Raw genomic sequence first — 19,106 nt, 5'->3', positions numbered from 1 at the left:
GGTCCGGGCTCGCCGAGATGCTCCGGGGCCTGCTCGACCGACCGCTGGCCTCGTACTACCTGCTGCTGTCCTCCAGCGCGCTCCTGCTCACCATCGGCCTGGTCATGGTCTTCTCCGCCACCATGGTCGAGTCCTACTCCGAGAACGGCGACGCCTTCGCCATCGTCGTCAGGCAGGCCATGTGGGCGCTCATCGGCCTGATCGGCTTCTGGATCGCCCAGCGGCTCCCCTCCCGCACCTACCGCGGCGTCGCCCGGCCGCTGTTGATCCTGTCGGTGGTCCTCGGCCTGGTCCTCCTCGCCCCGAACTTCGGGAACGACGCCTTCGGCACCGACGACCTGTGGATCCACCTCGGCCCCGTGCAGTTCCAGCCCGCCGAGCTCGCCAAGTTCGCGCTGCTGCTGTGGGTCGCCGACTCGCTCGTGCGCCTCGGCCCGCGCATCGCCTCCTGGCGGGACCTCGCCATCCCGCTGTTCCCCATCGCGGGCCTGTCGATGCTCGTCATCGGCTACTCCGACCTGGGCACCATGCTCATCATCGTCGCCATGTTCATCGGCCTGCTGTGGTCCTCGGGCGTCCCGATGCGCGTCCTCGGCGTCCTGTGCGCCGTCGCCCTCGCCGGTTCGGCGCTCCTGGTCGCCTTCGAGGGCTACCGCATGGAGCGCATCCTCTCGTTCAACCGGCCCGAGGACTTCGCCGACTCGTGGGGCTACCAGGCCATCCAGGGCTACTACGCGATCGCCGACGGCGGCTGGTTCGGCGTCGGCCTCGGCGAGAGCCGCCAGAAATGGGAATGGCTCCCCAACGGGCACAACGACTTCATCTTCGCGCTCATCGCCGAGGAACTCGGCGTCGTCGGCTGCCTGGTGATCCTGGCGCTGTTCGGCGTCCTCGTCTACACCGGCTTCCGCATCGCCCGCCGCTCGGCGGACCCGTTCCGCAAGCTGGTGGCGGCCGGCGTCACGATCTGGCTGGCCGGCCAGGCGTTCATCAACATCGGCGGCGTCCTCGGACTCATCCCCATCACCGGGGTGCCGCTGCCGTTCATCTCCGACGGCGGCACGGCGCTGGTCGTGGTGCTCGCCGCGGTCGGCATGCTCGCCGGATTCGCGCGTGCCGAACCCGACGCCGCCACCGCGCTGCGGGCGCGCAACCCGTCCCGCCTCGTACGATTCCTGTGGGCACCCCTGCCTCCGGCGCCCGCCGGCGCCCCGCCGCAGACCAGCGAGAGCAAGACGCCCTCCACCTGACGGAGCGAACCCCGAAGTCCGACACCCGTCCCTTCGAACCAGAAAGCCTTGAAGTTGCCTCAGCTACGATCGGCCGTCCTCGCCGGAGGCGGCACCGGCGGCCACATCTACCCGCTCCTGGCGTACGCCGACTGCCTGCGCCGCCACGACCCCGGCATCCGCATCACCTGCCTCGGCACCGAGAAGGGCCTGGAGAACGAGCTCATCCCGAAGGCCGGATACGACCTGCGCAACGTCCCCGCGCACCAGCTGCCGCGCAAGGTCAACCTCGACCTCCTCCTGACCGCGCCGCGCATGCTCAAGGCCATGAAGGCGACCCGCGCGGTCCTCGACGAGGTGCAGGCCGACGTCGTGGTCGGCTTCGGCGGCTACGTCGCCGTCCCCGCCTACCTCGCCGCCTGGCGCCGCAAGACCCCCATGGTCATCTTCGAGTTCAACGACCCGCCGGGGGTCGCCAACAAGATGGCCCTGAAGTTCAGCGACAACCTCGCGCTCGGCTTCCCCCACCTGCCGCAGACGTCGCCGCTGCTGGCCGACGGCACCATCACCGGCGTGCCGCTGCGCCCGGCGATCTCGCAGCTCGACCGGTTCGCGCGCCGCGCCGAGGCCTGCGCCCGCTTCGGCCTCGACCCGAACCGGCCCGTCCTGTTCGTGTACGGCGGCTCCCAGGGCGCCAACTCCATCAACCAGGCCGTCTCGGGGGCCGCCCAGGTGCTCACCCACCGCGGCATCCAGGTCCTCCACATCATCGGCGCCCGCCGCGACGAGCCCGTCCACGTGCCCGACGGCCTGCCCGTCGCCTACCGGACGCTGCCCTACCTCAACGAGATGGAGCTCGGCTACGCCGCCGCCGACATGGTCATGGGCCGCGGCGGCTCCATGACCGTCGCCGAGGTGACGGCGCTGGGGCTGCCGACCGTGTTCGTGCCCATGCCGTGGGGCAACAAGGAGCAGTACCGCACCGCCGGGCCCGTCGTGGCCGCCGGAGGGGCGATCTTCTGCGACGACGAGAACCTCAATCCGTCCTGGATCGAGGCCAACCTGGTCCCGCTCATCAGCGATCGTGCGAAACTGGCGGCTATGGCCCAGGCCTCGGCGGGCTTCGGACGCCGCGACGGCGACGAGGCGCTGCGGCAGTTCACGCTGAAAGCCGTGAATTCATGAAATACAGCATTGTGAAGGCGGTTGAGCGATGACGAAGGACCCGAACGACCTGACGTCCCCGATCGACGAGGGCATCCGCGCCGAGGATCTCGGACACACGCTGTTCATAGGCGTCGGCGGCGTCGGCATGAACGGCCTGACCCGCCTGTACGCCACCCGCGGCCTGGAGGTGTCCGGCTCCGAGCTCAAGGACTGGCCGAACCTGCCCGAGCTCGAACGGCTCGGCGTCACGCTGCACCGCGAGCACGCCGAGTCGAACCTCGACGGCGTCGACACCGTCGTCCGCTCCACCGCGCACAACGACGAGCACCTCGAAGTCGCCGAGGCCCGCCGCCGCGGCATCCGCGTCTACCACCGCTCCGAGGCGCTCGCCGCGGCGATGACCGGGCTCCAGTCCGTGGTCGTCACCGGCACCCACGGCAAGACCACCACCACCGCGATCATCGTCCAGATGCTCGAGCACGCCGGGAAGGCCCCGTCGTACGTCAACGGCGGCGAGATCATCGGCGCGTTCAACGGCGCCCACGGCGCGGGCGAGCTCTTCGTGGCCGAGGCCGACGAGTCCGACCGCTCGTTCCTGCGCTACCGGCCCGAGATCGGCGTGGTCACCAACATCGACCTCGACCACCTGAACACCTATGGCGACATGGACTCGCTGACCGAGGCGTTCGAGCGGTTCTGCGCCAACACGAGCAAGGACGGCCTGCTGGTGCTGTGCGCCGACGACGAGCGCACCGCCGCTCTGGCCGAGCGGTTCCGCGCCGAGGGCCGCACCGTCGCCACCTACGGCTTCGCGGACGAAGCCGACATCCAGATCGGCGAGGTCGAGTCCCACAAGGACGGCGTGGACTACACGGTCCTGCTCCACGGCCAGGAACTCGGCCGCTTCCACCTGCCGATGCCGGGCTCGCACATCGCGCTGAACTCGGCCGCGGCGATCGCCGTCGGCCTGCACGTCGGCCTCGACGCCGACGAGATCGCCAAGGGACTCGCCGCGTTCGGCGGCGTCAGGCGCCGCTTCGAGAAGCGCGGCGAGGTGGACGGCTACGCGGTCTTCGACGAGTACGCCTACCACCCGACGGCGATGACCGCGGCGATCAGGACCCTCAAGGAGGTGGCCGCGCCCGGCCGCCTGATCGTGGTGTTCATGCCGCTGCGGGTCTACCGCACCATCGAGCTGCGGGCCGAGCTCGCCGAGGCCCTGTCGCTGGCCGACAAGGCGGTCGTCATGGAGATCTTCGCCCCCGGCGAGCCGATCCCCGAAGGCGAGGGCGGCGAGAGGCTCGCCGAGGCGATCGACCTGCCCGAGGGGGACAAGGTCTTCGTCGCCGAATGGGACGACGTCCCGGCCGCGGTGAAGGCCCTCGCCGCCGAAGGCGACGTGGTGGTGACGATGGGCGCCCCGCCGATCTCCCTGATGCCGGACGACCTCCTCCGCTGAGACGCAACGGGCCCGCGCCGGACGCGCGGGCCCGATCGTCGCATGAGCACGGCAGGTGCGTGCCGGTCGCAACTCGCCTATAGTTGGCATAGGTCAACATGGTGATCACGACTCGAACCAGCCGAGGAGGCGACGATGGTCATGAACCTCCAGAAACGGGACAATGAGGCACTCTCCTATGATGAACGGAGCGAAGGCTTCGGTTACATGGTGGAGACTGCCAGTGAGCTGGACCTTCCAGATGGACTCAACGCCGAGGTCTTCGGAAGGAACATTGTCGTGTCACCATGGTCTAAGGCCTATTACGGCACGGGCATGATGTCATTGCTGGATCAGTTGAATGCTCATGCGCCTGATGGCCATAAAGCTCGTGAGGCTCCCTTCCTGTTCGTGTTTCCCGAATGGGGCGCTCTCGGGCCGGATGTCTACGTGCTCGAGACCGACATGATGAACATCGACTCCAACCAGATCCCAGGCGAGGCGCTGTCGCTCGTCGCGGAGCTGACGTCGACTGCGACCCGTGACAATGACAGGAACCAGAAGAAGGACATCTATGGTCGATCGGGTGTTCCGGTCTACCTGCTCTTCGACATGAAGGAGCGAGCGCTGACGGTCTACTCTGACCCGTCACGCAAACGGGGCTACCAGGCTCAGGTCACGGTGGATTTCGGTAAATCCGCGTATGTACCGGAGCCCTTCGACTTCGAGCTCGATACCTCGGCGTTCAAGTCGCAACCTTAGTCGGCGTCCTTGCCCAGGCGCCAGTAGCCCATGAAGGCGCCGCACTCCTTCGGGAGTCCGAGGTCCTGGCGGATGGTGCGGCGCAGGGCCTTCACCACGCCGGCCTCGGCGGCGATCCACACGTACGACTCGCACGCCCCGGTCTGCTCGGGCGCGTCCCACAGGGTCTCGGTGTCGACGTCGACGTCTTCGACCTCGTCGAGCGTCGCCCGGATCTTCAGTCCCGCGGCGGCCTCGGTGACGGCCGGGACGAGCCGCTCGCCCCATCCGGCGCCGTCGCGCGGCAGCCAGTGCACCTCGACCTCCGGCGGCGCGTCCAGCTCCAGTGCGTCGGCGGCCTCGGGCACCTCGATGAAGACGTCGCCGTGGGCGGTGATCGGCAGGCGCTCCAGGATCGAGGCGATCGCCGGTGCGGCCGTCTCGTCGCCGCCCAGAAGCAGTTTCGCGTTCTCCGGCGGGCGAAAGTCGATGCCGCCGTGGGGGCCGTCGTAGCGCGCGTCCGGGCCGAGCAGCACGAGCTCGCTGCCGACCTCGGCGTGCAGCGCCCAGTGCAGGGCCGGGGCCTCGCGGCCGCCGTGCGGCGCGTGGACGACCATGTCGACGTCGACCTCGCCGGCCTCGCCGCGCACCGCGCGGACGGTGTAGGTCCGCACCCGGCACTGCTCCTCGTCCGGCAGCGCCCGCAGGTCGGAGTACCACCGGTCGCTGTCGGGGAACTTCGCGAAGCCGCACGCCGGGGCGGGGAAGATGAGCTTGAAGCGCTGGTCGTAGCCGTTGTCGGCGAAGTGCCGCAGCTCCTCTGACGCGAAGGTGACGCGCAGGAACGACGGGCTGAGCCGCCGCAGCGCCTTGACGTGGCAGGTGAAGGGCCTCCACGGCCGGACGGTGTTGAGGGTGAGGCCCACGGTCTGCGTCGTCACGCGCTGCTCCTCCTAGCGAATAAGGTTTGCCTTACCTTATACGAGCGCCCGGGCATGTCGCCACCCCGTCCGGGCGCCGACATGGCATCATCGAGCGATGCGCGGTCCACGCGAAGACCCAGGCCCGTGGCGGCTCGTCCACGTCGTGCGGCGCCGCCTGCCGGGACGACGCCTGTGGCCTTGGAGCGTCGCCGTGGTGGCCGTGGCGGTACTCGCTTTTGTACTGCTCTGGGCCACACCGCTGTTGGCCGTCAAGGACGTCCGCGTCGCCGGTACCAGCGTCCTCGACCCCGCCGAAGTGGCCTCCGCCGCAGACGATTACCTCGATCAGTCGATCCTCCGCGCCGACCTCGACGCGATCGCCGCCGAAGTCGCCTCGTTGCCCCCGGTGAAATCCGTCGAGGTATCGCGCTCGTGGCCCACTGCGATCCGCATCGAGGTGACCGAGCGCGAGCCATATCTCGCCGTGCCGTCGGGCGGGGAGACTTTTCTCATGGTCGATTCCGAAGGCGTCGTCTTCGACGAAGTCGCCGAAATCCCCGCGTCCACTTGGAACGCCGAACTCGACTCACCGGGCCCCGAGGACTTGGCCACCGCCGAGACCATCGCAGTCCTGCAAGCACTCCCGTCCGACCTCGCTGACGAGGTCGAACACGTCGCGACGCCCTCCCCGGCGGCGGTGACCCTGTACCTCGAAGATGGACGGACGCTCACGTGGGGCGACGGTTCGAAGAACGACGAGAAAGCGCTCGTGGCGCTTCGATTGCTGGAGAGCGGGTACGAACATGTCGATGTCAGCGCACCAGATGCACCCTCTGTGAGTTAGCGTTAGGGGGAACAGGCGGGTTCGCACCTCCCGTTTGTCGCACATGGGGCCGGTCAGGGAAGGAAGGCAGCAGCGATGACACCACCGCACAACTACCTCGCCGTCATCAAAGTCGTTGGAGTCGGAGGCGGCGGCGTCAATGCTGTCAATCGGATGATCGAGGCGGGGCTCAAGGGCGTCGAGTTCATCGCGATCAACACCGACGCGCAGGCGCTCTTGATGAGCGACGCCGACGTCAAGCTCGACGTGGGCCGCGAGCTCACCCGCGGCCTCGGCGCCGGGGCCAACCCGGAGGTCGGCGCGAAGGCCTGCGAAGACCACCGCGACGAGATCGAAGAGGTCCTCAAGGGCGCCGACATGGTGTTCGTCACCTGCGGCGAGGGCGGCGGCACCGGCACCGGCGGCGCGCCCGTCATCGCCAACATCGCCCGCAAGCTCGGGGCCCTGACCATCGGCGTGGTCACCCGCCCGTTCGCCTTCGAAGGCAAGCGGCGCCAGACTCAGGCGGTCTCGGGAATAGAGGATCTCCGCAACGAGTGCGACACGCTCATCGTCATCCCCAATGACCGGCTGCTCCACCTCGGCGACCGCACCATCTCCATGATGGACGCCTTCCGCCTGGCCGACCAGGTGCTGCTCTCCGGTGTCCAGGGCATCACCGACCTGATCACCACGCCGGGCCTGATCAACCTCGACTTCGCCGACGTCAAGAGCGTCATGAGCGGCGCCGGATCGGCCCTGATGGGCATCGGCTCGGCGCGCGGCGAGAACCGGGCCGTCGAGGCCGCCCGCGCCGCGATCGAATCGCCATTGCTGGAGCAGAGCATGGAGGGGGCGCGCGGGGTGCTCCTGTCCATCGCCGGCGGCTCCGACCTCGGCCTGTTCGAGATCAACGACGCCGCCGAGCTCGTCTCCGACTGCGCGCACACCGACGCCAACATCATCTTCGGCGCGGTGATCGACGACGCCCTCGGCGAGGAGGCCCGCGTGACGGTCATAGCCGCCGGGTTCGACACCAACGAGGCCGAGTTCGAGCTGGCCCAGCCCAGCCGGATCACCAGCAGCGTCCCCGAGCCCGAGCACCGGCCCGAGCCGGCGGCCGAACCCGAGCCGCCGCGCGAGAGCTCGGTCCCCGAGCCGCGCAAGGTCCTGTTCGACGACGTGGACGTCCCGGACTTCCTCAAGAATGGCTCCTGACGCCCGGCGCCGAGAGCAGCTGCGGGACAACCTGGCCCGCGCCCGCGACGCCGTGGCGTCGGCGTGCCGCGAGGCCGGGCGCGAGCCGGAGACGGTGCGGCTCATCGTGGTCACCAAGCACTTCCCCGCCGATGACGCCGCGGCGCTCGTCGAACTCGGCCAGTCCGACCTGGGGGAGAACCGCGACCAGGAGGCCGCGCCGAAGGCCGCCGAGCTCGCCGGGCGCGGGCTCGAACCGGCCTGGCACTTCGTGGGCCAGTTGCAGCGCAACAAGGCCCGCTCGGTCGCGGGGTACGCCGACTGGGTGCATTCGGTCGACCGCGTCCGGCTCGTCGAGGCACTCGACAGGGCCGCGGCCGCCGAGCGTCCGATCAACGCGCTGCTCCAGGTCAGCCTCGACGGTGACACCTCGCGCGGCGGCGCCGCGATCGGCGACCTCCCGGCCCTCGCCGACAAGGTCGCCGAGGCGTCCTCCCTGCGGCTGCGCGGCGTCATGGCCGTCGCCCCGCTCGGATGGGCGCCGTCCAAGGCCTTTGACCTGCTTGCGAAGTGCTCCGAGAGGGTGCGGACGGTGGAGCCGGCCGCCACCGAGATCTCGGCGGGCATGAGCGGCGACTTCGCCGCCGCCGTCGCCGCTGGGGCCACAATGGTCAGACTGGGCAGAAACGTCCTCGGCGAACGTGAGCCGATGGCGTAATGTATGTGGCAATCGATGCCGGTGATCTCGCCGCCGTCGAGGCAGGGGATCTTTTGCCGCCTCCGGCGGTCGGCTGGATCAAAAACACATCCGTGTAAGGAGTCGGCGCTAGGATGAGACCGCGTACCTGACTCAAGCAGGGGCGGCCCGAGGAGGGAGCACGATCGATGGGCGCGATGCGGAAGGCAGGCGTGTGGCTCGGCCTCATCGAAGACGAGGAGGACCGCGGCTACAACGCGTACGACGACAACGACGAGTTCGCTGAGGAACCCGCGGCGCGCACCGGCCGCCGCACCCAGCACACCACCGCCCGGCTCGGTCGGAGCGGCGACGACCGCGGCACCGTCCGGCAGCTCAATCGCAGCTCCGGCTCGGTCACCCCGCTGACTCGCGACAACCTCGCGCTGGCCGACCCCGCGCCGGTGCGCCCCGTCCCCGCCGAGGAGGAGTCCCGCACGAACTACCGGATCACCACGCTCCACCCCACCACGTACAACGAGGCGCGCACCATCGGCGAGCGCTACCGGGACGGCACCCCGGTCATCATGAACCTCTCGGAGATGGAGGAGGCGGACGCCAAGCGGCTCGTCGACTTCGCCGCCGGGCTGATCTTCGGCACCAGGGGCTCGTTCGAACGGGTCACCAACCGAGTGTTCTTGCTCTCGCCTCCGCAGGTGCAGGTGACCGCCGAAGACAAGGCGAAGATCGCCGAGGGCGGCTTCTTCAACCAGTCGTGATTGAGAGATACTGGCGACCGTGTGGAATATCGTGCTGCAGCTGATCTATCTGGCGCTCTTCGCCTTCTATCTGTTCCTACTGGCACGTTTGGTCGGCGGCGTAGTGATCCGTTTCTCACGCAGATGGGAGCCGGGGCCCAAGGCCGCGGCGCTGCTGGAGACCGTGTTCAGCGTGACCGACCCTCCCCTGAAAGGGTTGAGGAGAGTCATCCCGCCCCTCAGGCTTGGTACTGTATCGATTGATCTGGCGTTCCTGGCGCTGCTCTTGATCGTGTGGATCCTGATGGACTTCGTCGTCGGGAACGCGATCGCGTAGCAGTGGCGGGGGTGTGGTGCGAGACCCGGTTATGGTGTCGAGTGGCCCTGGCCGCCAGGCGAATAGCTGAGAAGGAGTTTCGAATGCCGCTGACCCCAGCAGACGTTCACAACGTCACGTTCAAGAAACCCATGCTCGGAAAGCGCGGATACGACGAGGACGAGGTCGACGGTTTCCTCGACGAGGTGGAGCGTGAACTCGCCCGCCTCAGCGATGAGAACGGCGAACTTCGCGCCCAGATCGAGAGCCTCCGCGCCGGTGCTCCCCCCGGGGCCGCCGACCACGCCGAGATGGCCGCCGCACTCGACCGAGTGCAGCGGGAGAAGCACGCCGCCGAGCAGCAGATGCAAGAGCTCGAGGCCGAGATGCACGAGACCCACCAGCAGATGGTGGCCTCGCAGCAGCAGATCCAGCAGCTCCAGCAGCAGTTGCAGCAACAGCAGCAGCGCGCCCCACAGGGCGGCGGCGAAGGAGGCCCCGGCCAGGGCGGCGAGCAGGAGGCCCTGCGGCTGCTCATGGTCGCGCAGCGCACCGCCGACGAGCACCTGGAGGACTCCCGCAAGGAGGCCGACAACATGGTGAGCGAGGCGCAGCGCGAGGCCAGCGCGATGATGACCGAGGCCCAGCGCGAGTCCCAGACGATGGTCACCAAGGCCCAGCGCGAATCGAAGACCATGGTCGTCGAGGCGCAGCGCGAGTCCGAGACGATGGTCACCGAGGCCCGGGCGCAAGCCGAGGACCTGGTGGGGCAGGCCCGCGACAAGGCCGAGCGACTCGAGATCGAGGCCGAGCAGGAGCGCCAGAAGGTCATGGGCGCCCTGGAGAACAAGCGCTCCTCGCTGCTCAAGCACATCGAAGAGCTCAAGACCTTCGAGCGCGAGTACCGCACCCGCCTGAAGCTCTACCTCGAGAGCCAGCTGCGCGACCTCAACGGCCAGCAGGCCGCCCCCGAGGACGAGGCCTTCGAGCAGGCCGCCGCGGAAGCGGTCGAGAACGAGCGGACCGGCAGCAAGGGCGCCGCCGCCCGGAACGGCGGTTTCGCCAGCAGCCTCCCCGGCCCGCGCGGATAACCCCGCGGCCCGGGAAGTCCGCCAGTGCGGGCAGCGGGCCTGTCCGGCCCGCGCGGACGATCCACCCCTCGCATGGTCCGCCCTCAGGCCATAACCTGAACGGGCATCGCCTCGTTAGACATGAGTGAGCAGGTGAGGGCGCCAGGACGGCTCCCGGCCGCGCCGAAGGCGCCCTCACCGCCACGCATGCGTTCACTGGTCGCGGCCGTCGGGCCGCGAGGGACCGCGCGGGGGTGGAGACCTCTCGCGCCTGGGAGGCGACTCGTCGTGATCGTCAGCAGCCTGCTGATCCTCGTCACTGCGGCGGTCTTGTTGACCATCGGTTTGATCACCGGCAACGACCCCCTGCTCATCTCGTCGATCGCGACGAGCCTGGCGGCGGGCGTCGCCCTCTACATCGGGGCCCGCGGTCGCGCACCGCGCCCGGACACCCCGCGCCGCCCCGCGGCCGACGACACCCAGGAGCTCACCCGCATCGGGCTCGACGACACCCCCACCACCGAGCTCCCCGTCGTCGCCGGGCGCGTCTTCGAATCCACGGACTACGCGGTCGACCGCGAGCCCGAGATCAGGTTCGAGACCCCGCCGCGGCGCCGCGGCGGCGGCGGCCGCGCCGCGCACGCCGCCGAAGAACCCCTCGACCTGGCCGACGAGCCCGCCGAGCAGCGCATGAGCAGCGTCGACGCGGCCGCGCTCATGCGCTTGGACGCCGAGGTCGCCGTCGTCGACGGCCGCCCCCGCTTCCACCACGCCACCTGCGTCCACCTGGTGGGCCGCGACCACGAGCCGCTCGCCATCGCCGAGGCCCTCGAACTGGGATTCTCCCCCTGCTCGCTGTGCGAGCCGGCCTCCCGCCTGCTCATGGCCCCGATGGCGGGGCGCTGACCCGCACGCACAGTCCGGACACAAGTTCCCGAAGTAATTGACCTAGTTGCAGGTCTTGCGTATCCTGTGTGCTTAATTGCGCGGCGTGCGCCCACTCCAAGGGTCCCACCGCGCATTGTCCTCGTCTTGACGAGGTGTCATGAGGTACACGAACTGGGAGCCATGATGCCGAACGCCGCCACCCTGAACCCGTCCGGGGAGGGCCCGCGTCCGTACGCGTGGACCGCCCGGTGCCGACCGGAACCGACTCCGACACACCCCTCCAGAGGCCCGTCATGAGTGCAGCCAAGAAGACCGAACCCAAGGCCGCGAAGAAGGCGGCCAAGAAAGCGGCGAAGAAGACCGCCAAGAAGGCCACCGAGCACCTCCCCGCCAAGAAAGCGGTGAAGAAGACCGTGAAGCAGACGACCCCGCCTTCCGCTCCGGCCGCCAAGGCCGGTGACCAGCCCGTCCGCACCGAGGCCGAGCAGGCCGAACTGCGCGCCGCCCTCCAGGAGCGCCTCGACGAGCTCCTTGAGGAGCAGCAGCGCTTCGTCAGCTCCATCGCCGTCGCGCAGCGCGAGCGCCTCTCCGACACCGCGGGCGACGACCAGATCGACTCCGGCTCCAAGACCGTCGAGCACGAGCACGAGGTGGCGGTCGCGGGCGCCATCTCCGAGCGCATCCGGCAGGTCAGCCACGCCCTCGACCGCGTCGACGCCGGCGACTACGGCATCTGTGAGAAGTGCGGTAAACCCATCCCGGCGGCTCGCCTCGCCGCCTTCCCGTCGGCTACCCTCTGCGTCAGTTGCAAACAGCTGGAGGAACGACGCTGAGCGAGGACACGCAGCCCGACACCGCCATGGCCGGCAAACCGGAGCGAGACGACGACACCCCCGAGCGCGCCTCCAGGCGCCGACCGGGCCTGATGCTGGCCTGCTACCTGATCGCGGCCGCCGCCATCGGTCTCGACCAGCTCACGAAGGCCCTCATCCTCGACGGCGTCGAGCCCGGCGAGCCGGTCCGCGTCCTCGGCGGCCTGGCGTACCTGAGCCTGACGTTCAACTCGGGCGCGGCGTTCAGCATGTTCACCGACTACACGTGGGTCCTGGCGATCGTGGCCACCTGCGTCGTGGTCTTCCTGGTCTACCTGGCCCGCAGGATCGTCTACCCCGCCTGGGCGATCGCGCTGGGCCTGGTCCTCGGCGGCGCCGCCGGGAACCTCGTGGACCGGTACCTCCGCGCCCCGTCGCACCCCGGCGACCCGCTCGACGGCAACTTCGCCCAAGGCCACGTCGTCGACTTCATCAGCGTGTTCGAGCCCCGCGGCGAGGTCTTCGCGATCTTCAACCTCGCCGACTCCGCCCTCGTGTGCGGCGTGATCCTCATCGTGCTGCTCGAACTGACCGGACGCGGCTTCTCGCCGCAGTCCCGGCGCCCCAAGGGCGAGCCGGAGCCCGAGCGGTGAGCGCCGCTTCCACGATGCGCCAGACGCGCTCGCTCCCGGTCCCCGAAGGCTTCGAAGGCCAGCGGGTCGACCAGGCCGTCTCCCGCCTGCTCGGGCTCTCGCGCACCGTCGCGGCCGAGCTGGTGGCCTCCGGCGACGTCACCGTCGACGGTCGCGCCTGCGCGACCAAGTCCGAGCGCCTCAGCGCCGGAGCCTGGCTCGAAGTGCTCCTGCCGCCCCCGCCGGAAGACGTCCGCGCCGCCGCGGCCGAGCCGGTCGAGGGGCTCGACGTCATCCATTCCGACGACGACATCGTCGTGGTGAACAAGCCCGTCGGCGTCGCCGCCCACCCCAGCCCCGGCTGGAGCGGCCCGACCGTCACCGGCGGCCTCGCCGCCGCCGGGTACCGCCTCTCCAGCCACGGCCCCGAGGAGCGCCAGGGCATCGTGCACCGCCTCGACGTCGGCACCTCCGGCCTGATGGTCGTCGCCAAGAGCGAACGGGCCTACTCCGAGCTCAAACGGGCCTTCAAGGAGCGCCGCGTCTCCAAGCGCTACCGCGCCATCGCCCAAGGCCACCCCGACCCGCTCTCGGGCACCGTCGACGCGCCGATCGGGCGCCACCCGAGGCACGACTACAAGTGGGCGGTCGTCGCCGGAGGCAAGCCCAGCGTCACCCACTACGACACCATCGAGGTCTTCCCCGGCGCCTCGCTGACGGACATCGTCCTGGAGACCGGCCGCACCCACCAGATCCGCGTCCACTTCTCCGCCCTCGGCCACCCGCTCGTCGGCGACGCCACCTACGGCGCCGACCCCACCATGACCGAGCGACTCGGCCTGACCAGGCAATGGCTGCACGCCTACCGGCTCGAGTTCACCCACCCCGGGAGCGGACAAACCGTCACCTTCGAGAGTGAATACCCCGAGGATCTCGAGACCGCCCTGGCGCGGTTGCGGGCCGAGCAATGAGGAGCCACTAGACTGGCCACTACCGACCGCCCGGCGCAACGCCGCACTGGGCGGCGGCGGGTGTCACGGGGCCGAAGCGGCCCCCGCTGCCGCCCGCCGCACCGGCGAAGGAGTAACGAACGTCTCCCCGAGCCGGGCCGCGCGCCCGCGATTCACGAGCGGCCTTGAGGAATCGTTGTGTTCTAATAGTCGCGGGTGGTAGTCGTCAGGCTGGGAAGACACGGCATTTCAGCTTGGCCGAGAGGAGGTTGCGCGTGGGTTCACCCGAAGCTTGGAGCGAACGCCCCGATTCGGGGTCGAAGTGGCGGAACTTGCTGGGACGGGGGCGCGGCCGCAGTGGCGCGCAGCAGACGCCCACACCGCCGCCCCGCGAGACCTACGCCTCCCCGCCGGTGGCGCCTCCGGCGCCGCCCCCGCAGCGGCAGCATTCCGTGCCCTCGGCAGGGCGACGGCCCGTGCCGCAGCAGCTCCCGCCCCAGACCCCGCCGCAGATGCCCCGCGGCCTCCCGCCCGCCTCCGTCAGGCACCAGCCGCCCCCCGCCGCCGGACCGAGCCCCGCGACGATGGAGCGGCTGCGCCGCGACCTCGGCCGCAGCCAGGTCATCGCGTTCATCAACCCCAAGGGCGGCGTCCACAAGACCACCGCCACCGTGCTCTCGGCGGCCGCGATCGGCACCGCCCGCGACGGCGGCGTGATCGCCTGGGACGACAACGAACTGCGCGGCACGCTGGGCCTGCGAGCCGGTTCGGCCCGGCACGGGCGCACCATCCGCCACCTCGTCGAGCACCTGAACGACGTCGAAGCGGCCGGGGTGCACCTGCCCGAGCATCTCGACGAGTTCCTCCGCCACTCCGCGGACGGCTCCTTCGACGTCCTCGCGGGCGACGAGGACCCCAAGCTCCAGCGCCAGCTCGACCCGACCACGGTCCTGCGGGTGCTCGACATCCTCACCCGCACCCACCAGGTCGTCTGCATCGACACCGGGAACAACGTCGAGTCCGCGAACTGGCGCACCGTCGTCTCCTCGGTCGACCGCCTCGTCGTCACCACCGTCCCCCGCGAGGACGCCGCGTTCTCCGCGGACTGGATGCTCGACCTGCTCGCGGAGAACGGCTACGGCCACCTCGTCGAGAACGCCGTGACGCTCCTGTCGATGCCCACGCCGAACTCCGGGCCGCTGCTGGACGACCTGCGCCAGCACTTCTCGTCGCGCACCCGCGCCGTCGCCGTCGTGCCCTACGACCCCGCGCTGGAGCCCGGCGCCAAGATCGAGTTCTCCGCGCTGCGCCCCGCCACCCGCACCGCCTGGTTCGAGGCCGCCGCGACCATCGTCGACGGGCTCTAGTGCTCGCCCGAGGCCCCCGAGCAGGGGCCTGGGACTTCGGCGGGCGGTAGCACCGCTGTGGCAGGATCGTCGGCGTGACAGACGACGCCGAGCGCACCGCCGAACTCCGTCCCGCCGAGGCCCTCCCCGACGACGTCCAGAACGCCGACGCCGGCCTGCCGGGGGCCGCCGTGGCCGGAACGTCCCCGGACGACGGGCCCGCCGAGCGGCGCGGCCGCCGCTCGGGCCGGACCCTCGGGCGCGACCTGCTGGCCTCCGGGGCGCTCGCCGTGATCCTCACCGCCCTCGGCTTCCCCTTCGCGATGCTGTGGCAGGTCATCACCCCCAGAGTCGAATTCGTCACCGTCGAAGGCGGCTGGTACGCCGTCGACACCTACTCCGACGGCTACGTCCGCGCCGACCTGTACTTCGCGGGCATGGGCCTGGCGCTCGGCATCCTCGCCGCGATCGTCGCCTGGTACGCCATGCGCGGGCGGCGCGGCCCGATCGTCCTGCTCGGCCTCGTCATCGGCTCCATCGCCTGCCAGGTCGTCGCCTGGCGCATCGGCCGCGCCGAATGGGAGGCGTTCTGGGACGCCGCCAGGGCCGCCGCGCCCGGCATGCACATGTGGCGCCCGCCCTCGGTCCTGTTCGTCTCGCTCGACCCCGGCACCGCCTGGGACGAGCTCAAGGTCGGGCATGTCACAGCCGCGCTCGACTCGTTCCAGCTCGGCGCGCTCGGCGTCATGGCCCTGGCCGCGGTCTTCACTTACACCGTCTGCGCAGGTTGGTCACGATGGCCCAGTCTTCGGCCCAGCCTTCGGGCGCGCGTTCCCGAATAGCGGTATGCCTTTCCCTCGCCGATTCGCGCCAACTACCCTTGTAGCGTGCTCAGACGCATCGACCTTTCAGGAGAAGTAGCCGCCCAGTCGGCCCGCGCCCTGCGCGGCCTGCTGCCGCGCGCCGCCTTCGACGTGAACGCGGCCCTGCGGCAGATCCAGCCGCTCCTCGACGACATCGCCGACCGCGGCAAGCCCGCCGTCGTCGAGACCGTCGAGCGCTTCGACGGCGTGCATCTGGAGCACCTGCGCGTCCCCGAGGCCGCGATCAAGGACGCCGCGGGCGGCCTCGACGCCGACCTGCGCCGCGCCTACCTGACCTCCATCGACCGCGTCCGCGCCGCCCACCGGGCCCAGCGCCTCCCCGAGGTCGTCACCGAGGTCGCCCCCGGCGGCACCGTCACCGAACGCTACGTCCCGGTCGGCCGCGTCGGCCTGTACGCGCCCGGCGGGCTCGCCGTGCTCGCCTCCAGCGTCATCATGAACGCCGTCCCCGCGCAGATCGCGGGCGTCGAGTCCATCGCGCTGGCCTCCCCGGCCCAGAAGTCGAACGGCGGCCTGCCCGACGCGGGCATCCTCGCCGTCGCCGGACTGCTCGGCATCGACGAGGTGTACGCCGTCGGCGGCCCCGCCGCCATCGGCATGTTCGCCTACGGCGCCGGAGAGTGCGAACCGGTGGACATGATCACCGGCCCGGGCAACATCTACGTCACCGCCGCCAAGCGGGCCGTCAAGGGCCTGGTCGGCATCGACGCCGAGGCCGGGACCACCGAGATCGCCGTCATCGCCGACGCCGGGGCCGACCCGGCCCACGTCGCGGTCGACCTCATCAGCCAGGCCGAGCACGACCCGGCCGCCGCCTCGGTCCTCATCACCACCTCGCCCGAGCTGGCGGACGCCGTCGACGCCGAGCTCGCCGCCCGCGTCCCCGCCACGCGCCACTCAGGGCGCATCGCCACCGCGCTGGCGGGGGAGCAGTCCGGGACGATCCTCGTCGCCGACATCGACGAGGCCGTCGCGGTCGCCGACGCCTACGCCGCCGAGCACCTCGAGATCCAGTGCGCCGACGCCCGCGCCGTCGCGGGCCGCGTCCGCAACGCCGGGGCGATCTTCGTCGGCGCCCACTCGCCGGTCTCCCTCGGCGACTACTGCGCCGGATCGAACCACGTGCTCCCGACCGGCGGGTGCGCCCGCCACTCGGCGGGGCTGAGCGTCCACACCTTCCTGCGCGGCGTCCACATCGTCGACTACTCGCGCGAGGCCCTGGCGGCCGTCGCCGACGACGTGGTGGCGTTCGCGAACTCCGAAGACCTCCCGAGCCACGGCGAGGCCGTCACGGCGAGGTTCGCCCGATGACCGAGGAACTCGAGAACCTGCTGCGCCCCGACCTGCGCGGCCAGACGCCCTACGGCGCGCCGCAGCTCGACGTGCCGGTGCAGCTGAACACCAACGAGAACGCCTACGCGATCCCCGCCGACGTCGCCGCCGTCATCGAGGAGCACCTGTCGCGGGAGGTCCGCGGCCTCAACCGCTACCCCGACCGCGACGCCACCGCACTGCGCGCCGACTTCGCCGCCTACCTCGGCCACGGCCTGACCGCCGACCACGTGTGGGCCGCCAACGGCTCCAACGAGATCCTCCAGCAGCTGCTCCAGGCCTTCGGCGGCCCCGGCCGCACCGTCCTCGGCTTCATGCCGTCGTACTCGATGCACCCGCTGCTCGCGCGCGGCACCGGCACCGCCTTCATCGACGCCGGACGCGAAGACGACTACACGCTCAGTGCCGACCACGTGCGGCGCGCGATCACCGAGCACGACCCGGACCTGGTCTTCCTCGTCAGCCCGAACAACCCGACCGGGACCGCGCTCGATGCCGACGTCATCGAGGCCGCCTACGAGGCCGCCCGCGGCATCGTCATCGTCGACGAGGCGTACGTCGAGTTCGCCCGCGACCCGAACTCGACCGCCCTGAACCGCCTGGAGGGCCGCAGGCGCCTCGTGGTCAGCCGCACCATGAGCAAGGCCTTCGCGTTCGCCGGAGCCCGCGTCGGCTACCTCGCGGCCGACCCCGAGCTCGTCGAGAAGCTGCTCCTGGTGCGCCTGCCGTACCACCTGTCGAGCCTGACGCAGGCCGCCGCCCGCGGCGCTCTGGCCTGCGCCGCCCAGCTCCAGGCCGAGGTGGACGAGCTCAAGCACCAACGCGACCGCATCGTCAAGAACCTGCGCGCCAAGGGCCTGCCCGTGGCCGATTCCGACGCCAACTTCGTGCTCTTCGGCGGCCTCGCCGACGCCGCCGCGGTCTGGCGGGCCGTCCTCGACCAGGGTGTCCTCATCCGCGACGTCGGCCTGCCGGGGTGCCTGCGCATCACCGCGGGCACCGAGGAGGAGACCACCGCCTTCCTCGACGCCGTCGAGACCGTCATGGCGCGACGACCCGAACTGTTCAGCACCGATTCATGACCCGCAAGCCTCGCCGAGAAGGGCCGATCCGCGGCCCGCGAGCTTCGCCCGAGAAGGAGAACCAGCAGTGAGCCGCACCGCGCACATCACGCGCACGACCGGTGAGACCGGCGTCGACGTCTACGTCGACCTGGACGGCACCGAGAAGACCGTGGAGATCGCCACCGGCGTCGGCTTCTACGACCACATGCTCCACCAGCTCGGCAAGCACGGCGGCTTCGACCTCAAGATCAACGTCAAGGGCGACCTCCACATCGACGCCCACCACACCATGGAGGACACCGCGATCGCCCTCGGCCAGGCCTTCGCCGAGGCTCTCGGCGACAAGGCCGGCGTGGTCCGCTTCGCCGACGCGTCCGTGCCGCTCGACGAGGTCCTCGCCCGCGCCGTCGTCGACCTGTCCGGGCGGCCCTACATGGTCCACGAGGAGCCGGTCGACATCGCGCCGATGATCAACACCGACTACCCGACCTCGATGACCCGCCACATCCTCGAGTCCTTCGCCTACCACGCGAGGATCTGCCTGCACGTCACCGTGCTGCGCGCGTCGAACCCGGGCCAGAAGCCCGACGCGCACCACGTCATCGAGGCCCAGTTCAAGGCCCTCGCCCGCGCGCTCAAGGCCGCGACGCGCATCGACGGGGACGACATCCCCTCCACCAAGGGCGTCCTGTGAACGAGTACGCCGGCCCGCTGCTGCTCATGGCGCTCGCCGGGATCCTCCTCGGCGGCGCCCAGAGCCTGCGCACCGGCGGCAGGCGCGCCGCCGCGATCGTCTGCCTCGTCATCGCCGTCCTCGCGTTCGCGGGCGGCGTCTACCTCATCTACGGCTAGGAGGCACG

Annotated in this window: 20 protein-coding genes and 1 pseudogene; 20 read left to right on the top strand and 1 reads right to left on the bottom strand. The window is 70.5% G+C overall.

The features are described from left to right. Nucleotides 1–17 precede the first annotated feature (17 nt). The 4 genes from ftsW (at nucleotide 18) to H613_RS0102450 (ending at nucleotide 4,596) form a co-directional block, all read left to right on the top strand. Nucleotides 18–1,250, top strand: a complete 1,233-nt coding sequence (ftsW, locus tag H613_RS23925) for a putative lipid II flippase FtsW (protein ID WP_051392860.1) — start codon at nucleotides 18–20, stop codon at nucleotides 1,248–1,250. 54 nt (nucleotides 1,251–1,304) lie between these two features. Continuing rightward, entirely contained in the window at nucleotides 1,305–2,414 is a 1,110-nt protein-coding gene (locus tag H613_RS0102460) for a UDP-N-acetylglucosamine--N-acetylmuramyl-(pentapeptide) pyrophosphoryl-undecaprenol N-acetylglucosamine transferase (protein ID WP_026922590.1), read from the top strand. Nucleotides 2,415–2,442: 28 nt separating this feature from the next. Beyond that, nucleotides 2,443–3,855: a UDP-N-acetylmuramate--L-alanine ligase gene (gene murC, locus H613_RS0102455; RefSeq protein WP_026922553.1), complete on the top strand. Its 1,413-nt coding sequence runs from the start codon at nucleotides 2,443–2,445 to the stop codon at nucleotides 3,853–3,855. Between the two features lie 135 nt (nucleotides 3,856–3,990). Further along, a complete protein-coding gene (locus tag H613_RS0102450; protein WP_051392836.1) occupies nucleotides 3,991–4,596 on the top strand; it encodes a Uma2 family endonuclease in 606 nt (201 codons plus the stop codon). On the opposite strand, the gene H613_RS0102445 is transcribed toward H613_RS0102450, so the two are convergent. Then, nucleotides 4,593–5,516, bottom strand: coding sequence for a siderophore-interacting protein (locus tag H613_RS0102445; protein WP_035735556.1), 924 nt, complete (start codon nucleotides 5,514–5,516; stop codon nucleotides 4,593–4,595). The genes H613_RS0102450 and H613_RS0102445 overlap by 4 nt on opposite strands. A gap of 193 nt (nucleotides 5,517–5,709) precedes the next feature. Here H613_RS0102445 and H613_RS23920 point away from each other — a divergent pair, with 193 nt between their 5' ends. The 16 genes and pseudogenes from H613_RS23920 (at nucleotide 5,710) to H613_RS30590 (ending at nucleotide 19,098) form a co-directional block, all read left to right on the top strand. Then, complete coding sequence (locus H613_RS23920; protein ID WP_051392835.1) at nucleotides 5,710–6,342, top strand: cell division protein FtsQ/DivIB; 633 nt, start codon at nucleotides 5,710–5,712, stop codon at nucleotides 6,340–6,342. A gap of 75 nt (nucleotides 6,343–6,417) precedes the next feature. After that, nucleotides 6,418–7,360: pseudogene (gene ftsZ, locus H613_RS0102435) on the top strand (cell division protein FtsZ); the annotation flags it as partial. Between the two features lie 168 nt (nucleotides 7,361–7,528). Next, nucleotides 7,529–8,236, top strand: a complete 708-nt coding sequence (locus tag H613_RS0102430) for a YggS family pyridoxal phosphate-dependent enzyme (RefSeq protein ID WP_026922549.1) — start codon at nucleotides 7,529–7,531, stop codon at nucleotides 8,234–8,236. Nucleotides 8,237–8,403: 167 nt separating this feature from the next. Beyond that, on the top strand, nucleotides 8,404–8,973 hold the full coding sequence (locus tag H613_RS32330) for a cell division protein SepF (RefSeq protein WP_026922548.1): 570 nt from the start codon (nucleotides 8,404–8,406) through the stop codon (nucleotides 8,971–8,973). A gap of 19 nt (nucleotides 8,974–8,992) precedes the next feature. Continuing rightward, complete coding sequence (locus H613_RS0102420; protein WP_026922547.1) at nucleotides 8,993–9,289, top strand: YggT family protein; 297 nt, start codon at nucleotides 8,993–8,995, stop codon at nucleotides 9,287–9,289. Nucleotides 9,290–9,372: 83 nt separating this feature from the next. Beyond that, nucleotides 9,373–10,359 (top strand): DivIVA domain-containing protein, encoded by a 987-nt coding sequence (locus H613_RS32325; RefSeq protein ID WP_051392834.1) that lies wholly within the window; start codon nucleotides 9,373–9,375, stop codon nucleotides 10,357–10,359. Between the two features lie 267 nt (nucleotides 10,360–10,626). Beyond that, on the top strand, nucleotides 10,627–11,244 hold the full coding sequence (locus tag H613_RS0102410; RefSeq protein ID WP_026922546.1) for a hypothetical protein: 618 nt from the start codon (nucleotides 10,627–10,629) through the stop codon (nucleotides 11,242–11,244). A 383-nt stretch (nucleotides 11,245–11,627) separates the two neighbouring features. Further along, nucleotides 11,628–12,059 carry a TraR/DksA family transcriptional regulator gene (locus H613_RS0102405; RefSeq protein WP_051392859.1) on the top strand — a complete coding sequence of 144 codons (432 nt, stop codon included), beginning with the start codon at nucleotides 11,628–11,630 and terminating at the stop codon, nucleotides 12,057–12,059. Further along, a complete protein-coding gene (gene lspA / locus H613_RS0102400; RefSeq protein WP_211234666.1) occupies nucleotides 12,032–12,691 on the top strand; it encodes a signal peptidase II in 660 nt (219 codons plus the stop codon). Before H613_RS0102405 ends, lspA begins: the two co-directional genes overlap by 28 nt. 14 nt (nucleotides 12,692–12,705) lie before the next feature. Then, nucleotides 12,706–13,641: an RluA family pseudouridine synthase gene (locus H613_RS0102395; protein ID WP_035735554.1), complete on the top strand. Its 936-nt coding sequence runs from the start codon at nucleotides 12,706–12,708 to the stop codon at nucleotides 13,639–13,641. Nucleotides 13,642–14,096: 455 nt separating this feature from the next. Further along, complete coding sequence (locus H613_RS23910; protein ID WP_245598436.1) at nucleotides 14,097–14,987, top strand: MinD/ParA family ATP-binding protein; 891 nt, start codon at nucleotides 14,097–14,099, stop codon at nucleotides 14,985–14,987. 74 nt (nucleotides 14,988–15,061) lie between these two features. After that, complete coding sequence (locus H613_RS0102385) at nucleotides 15,062–15,808, top strand: DUF2567 domain-containing protein (protein ID WP_026922542.1); 747 nt, start codon at nucleotides 15,062–15,064, stop codon at nucleotides 15,806–15,808. 45 nt (nucleotides 15,809–15,853) lie between these two features. Further along, entirely contained in the window at nucleotides 15,854–17,161 is a 1,308-nt protein-coding gene (hisD, locus tag H613_RS0102380; RefSeq protein WP_026922541.1) for a histidinol dehydrogenase, read from the top strand. Next, a complete protein-coding gene (locus H613_RS0102375) occupies nucleotides 17,158–18,264 on the top strand; it encodes a histidinol-phosphate transaminase (protein ID WP_026922540.1) in 1,107 nt (368 codons plus the stop codon). The genes hisD and H613_RS0102375 overlap by 4 nt, the downstream gene beginning before the upstream one ends. A 67-nt stretch (nucleotides 18,265–18,331) precedes the next feature. Next, nucleotides 18,332–18,940, top strand: a complete 609-nt coding sequence (gene hisB, locus H613_RS0102370) for an imidazoleglycerol-phosphate dehydratase HisB (RefSeq protein ID WP_026922539.1) — start codon at nucleotides 18,332–18,334, stop codon at nucleotides 18,938–18,940. Continuing rightward, on the top strand, nucleotides 18,937–19,098 hold the full coding sequence (locus H613_RS30590) for a CG2302 family histidine operon protein (protein ID WP_156925772.1): 162 nt from the start codon (nucleotides 18,937–18,939) through the stop codon (nucleotides 19,096–19,098). Before hisB ends, H613_RS30590 begins: the two co-directional genes overlap by 4 nt. The last annotated feature ends 8 nt before the right edge of the window (nucleotides 19,099–19,106 follow it).

Origin of the sequence: Glycomyces arizonensis DSM 44726 (assembly GCF_000482705.1) — a bacterium.
GTDB lineage: Bacteria > Actinomycetota > Actinomycetes > Mycobacteriales > Micromonosporaceae > Glycomyces > Glycomyces arizonensis.
The sequence above is the reverse complement of the archived record's forward strand: the minus strand, read 5'-3'. Positions and strand labels throughout refer to the sequence as shown.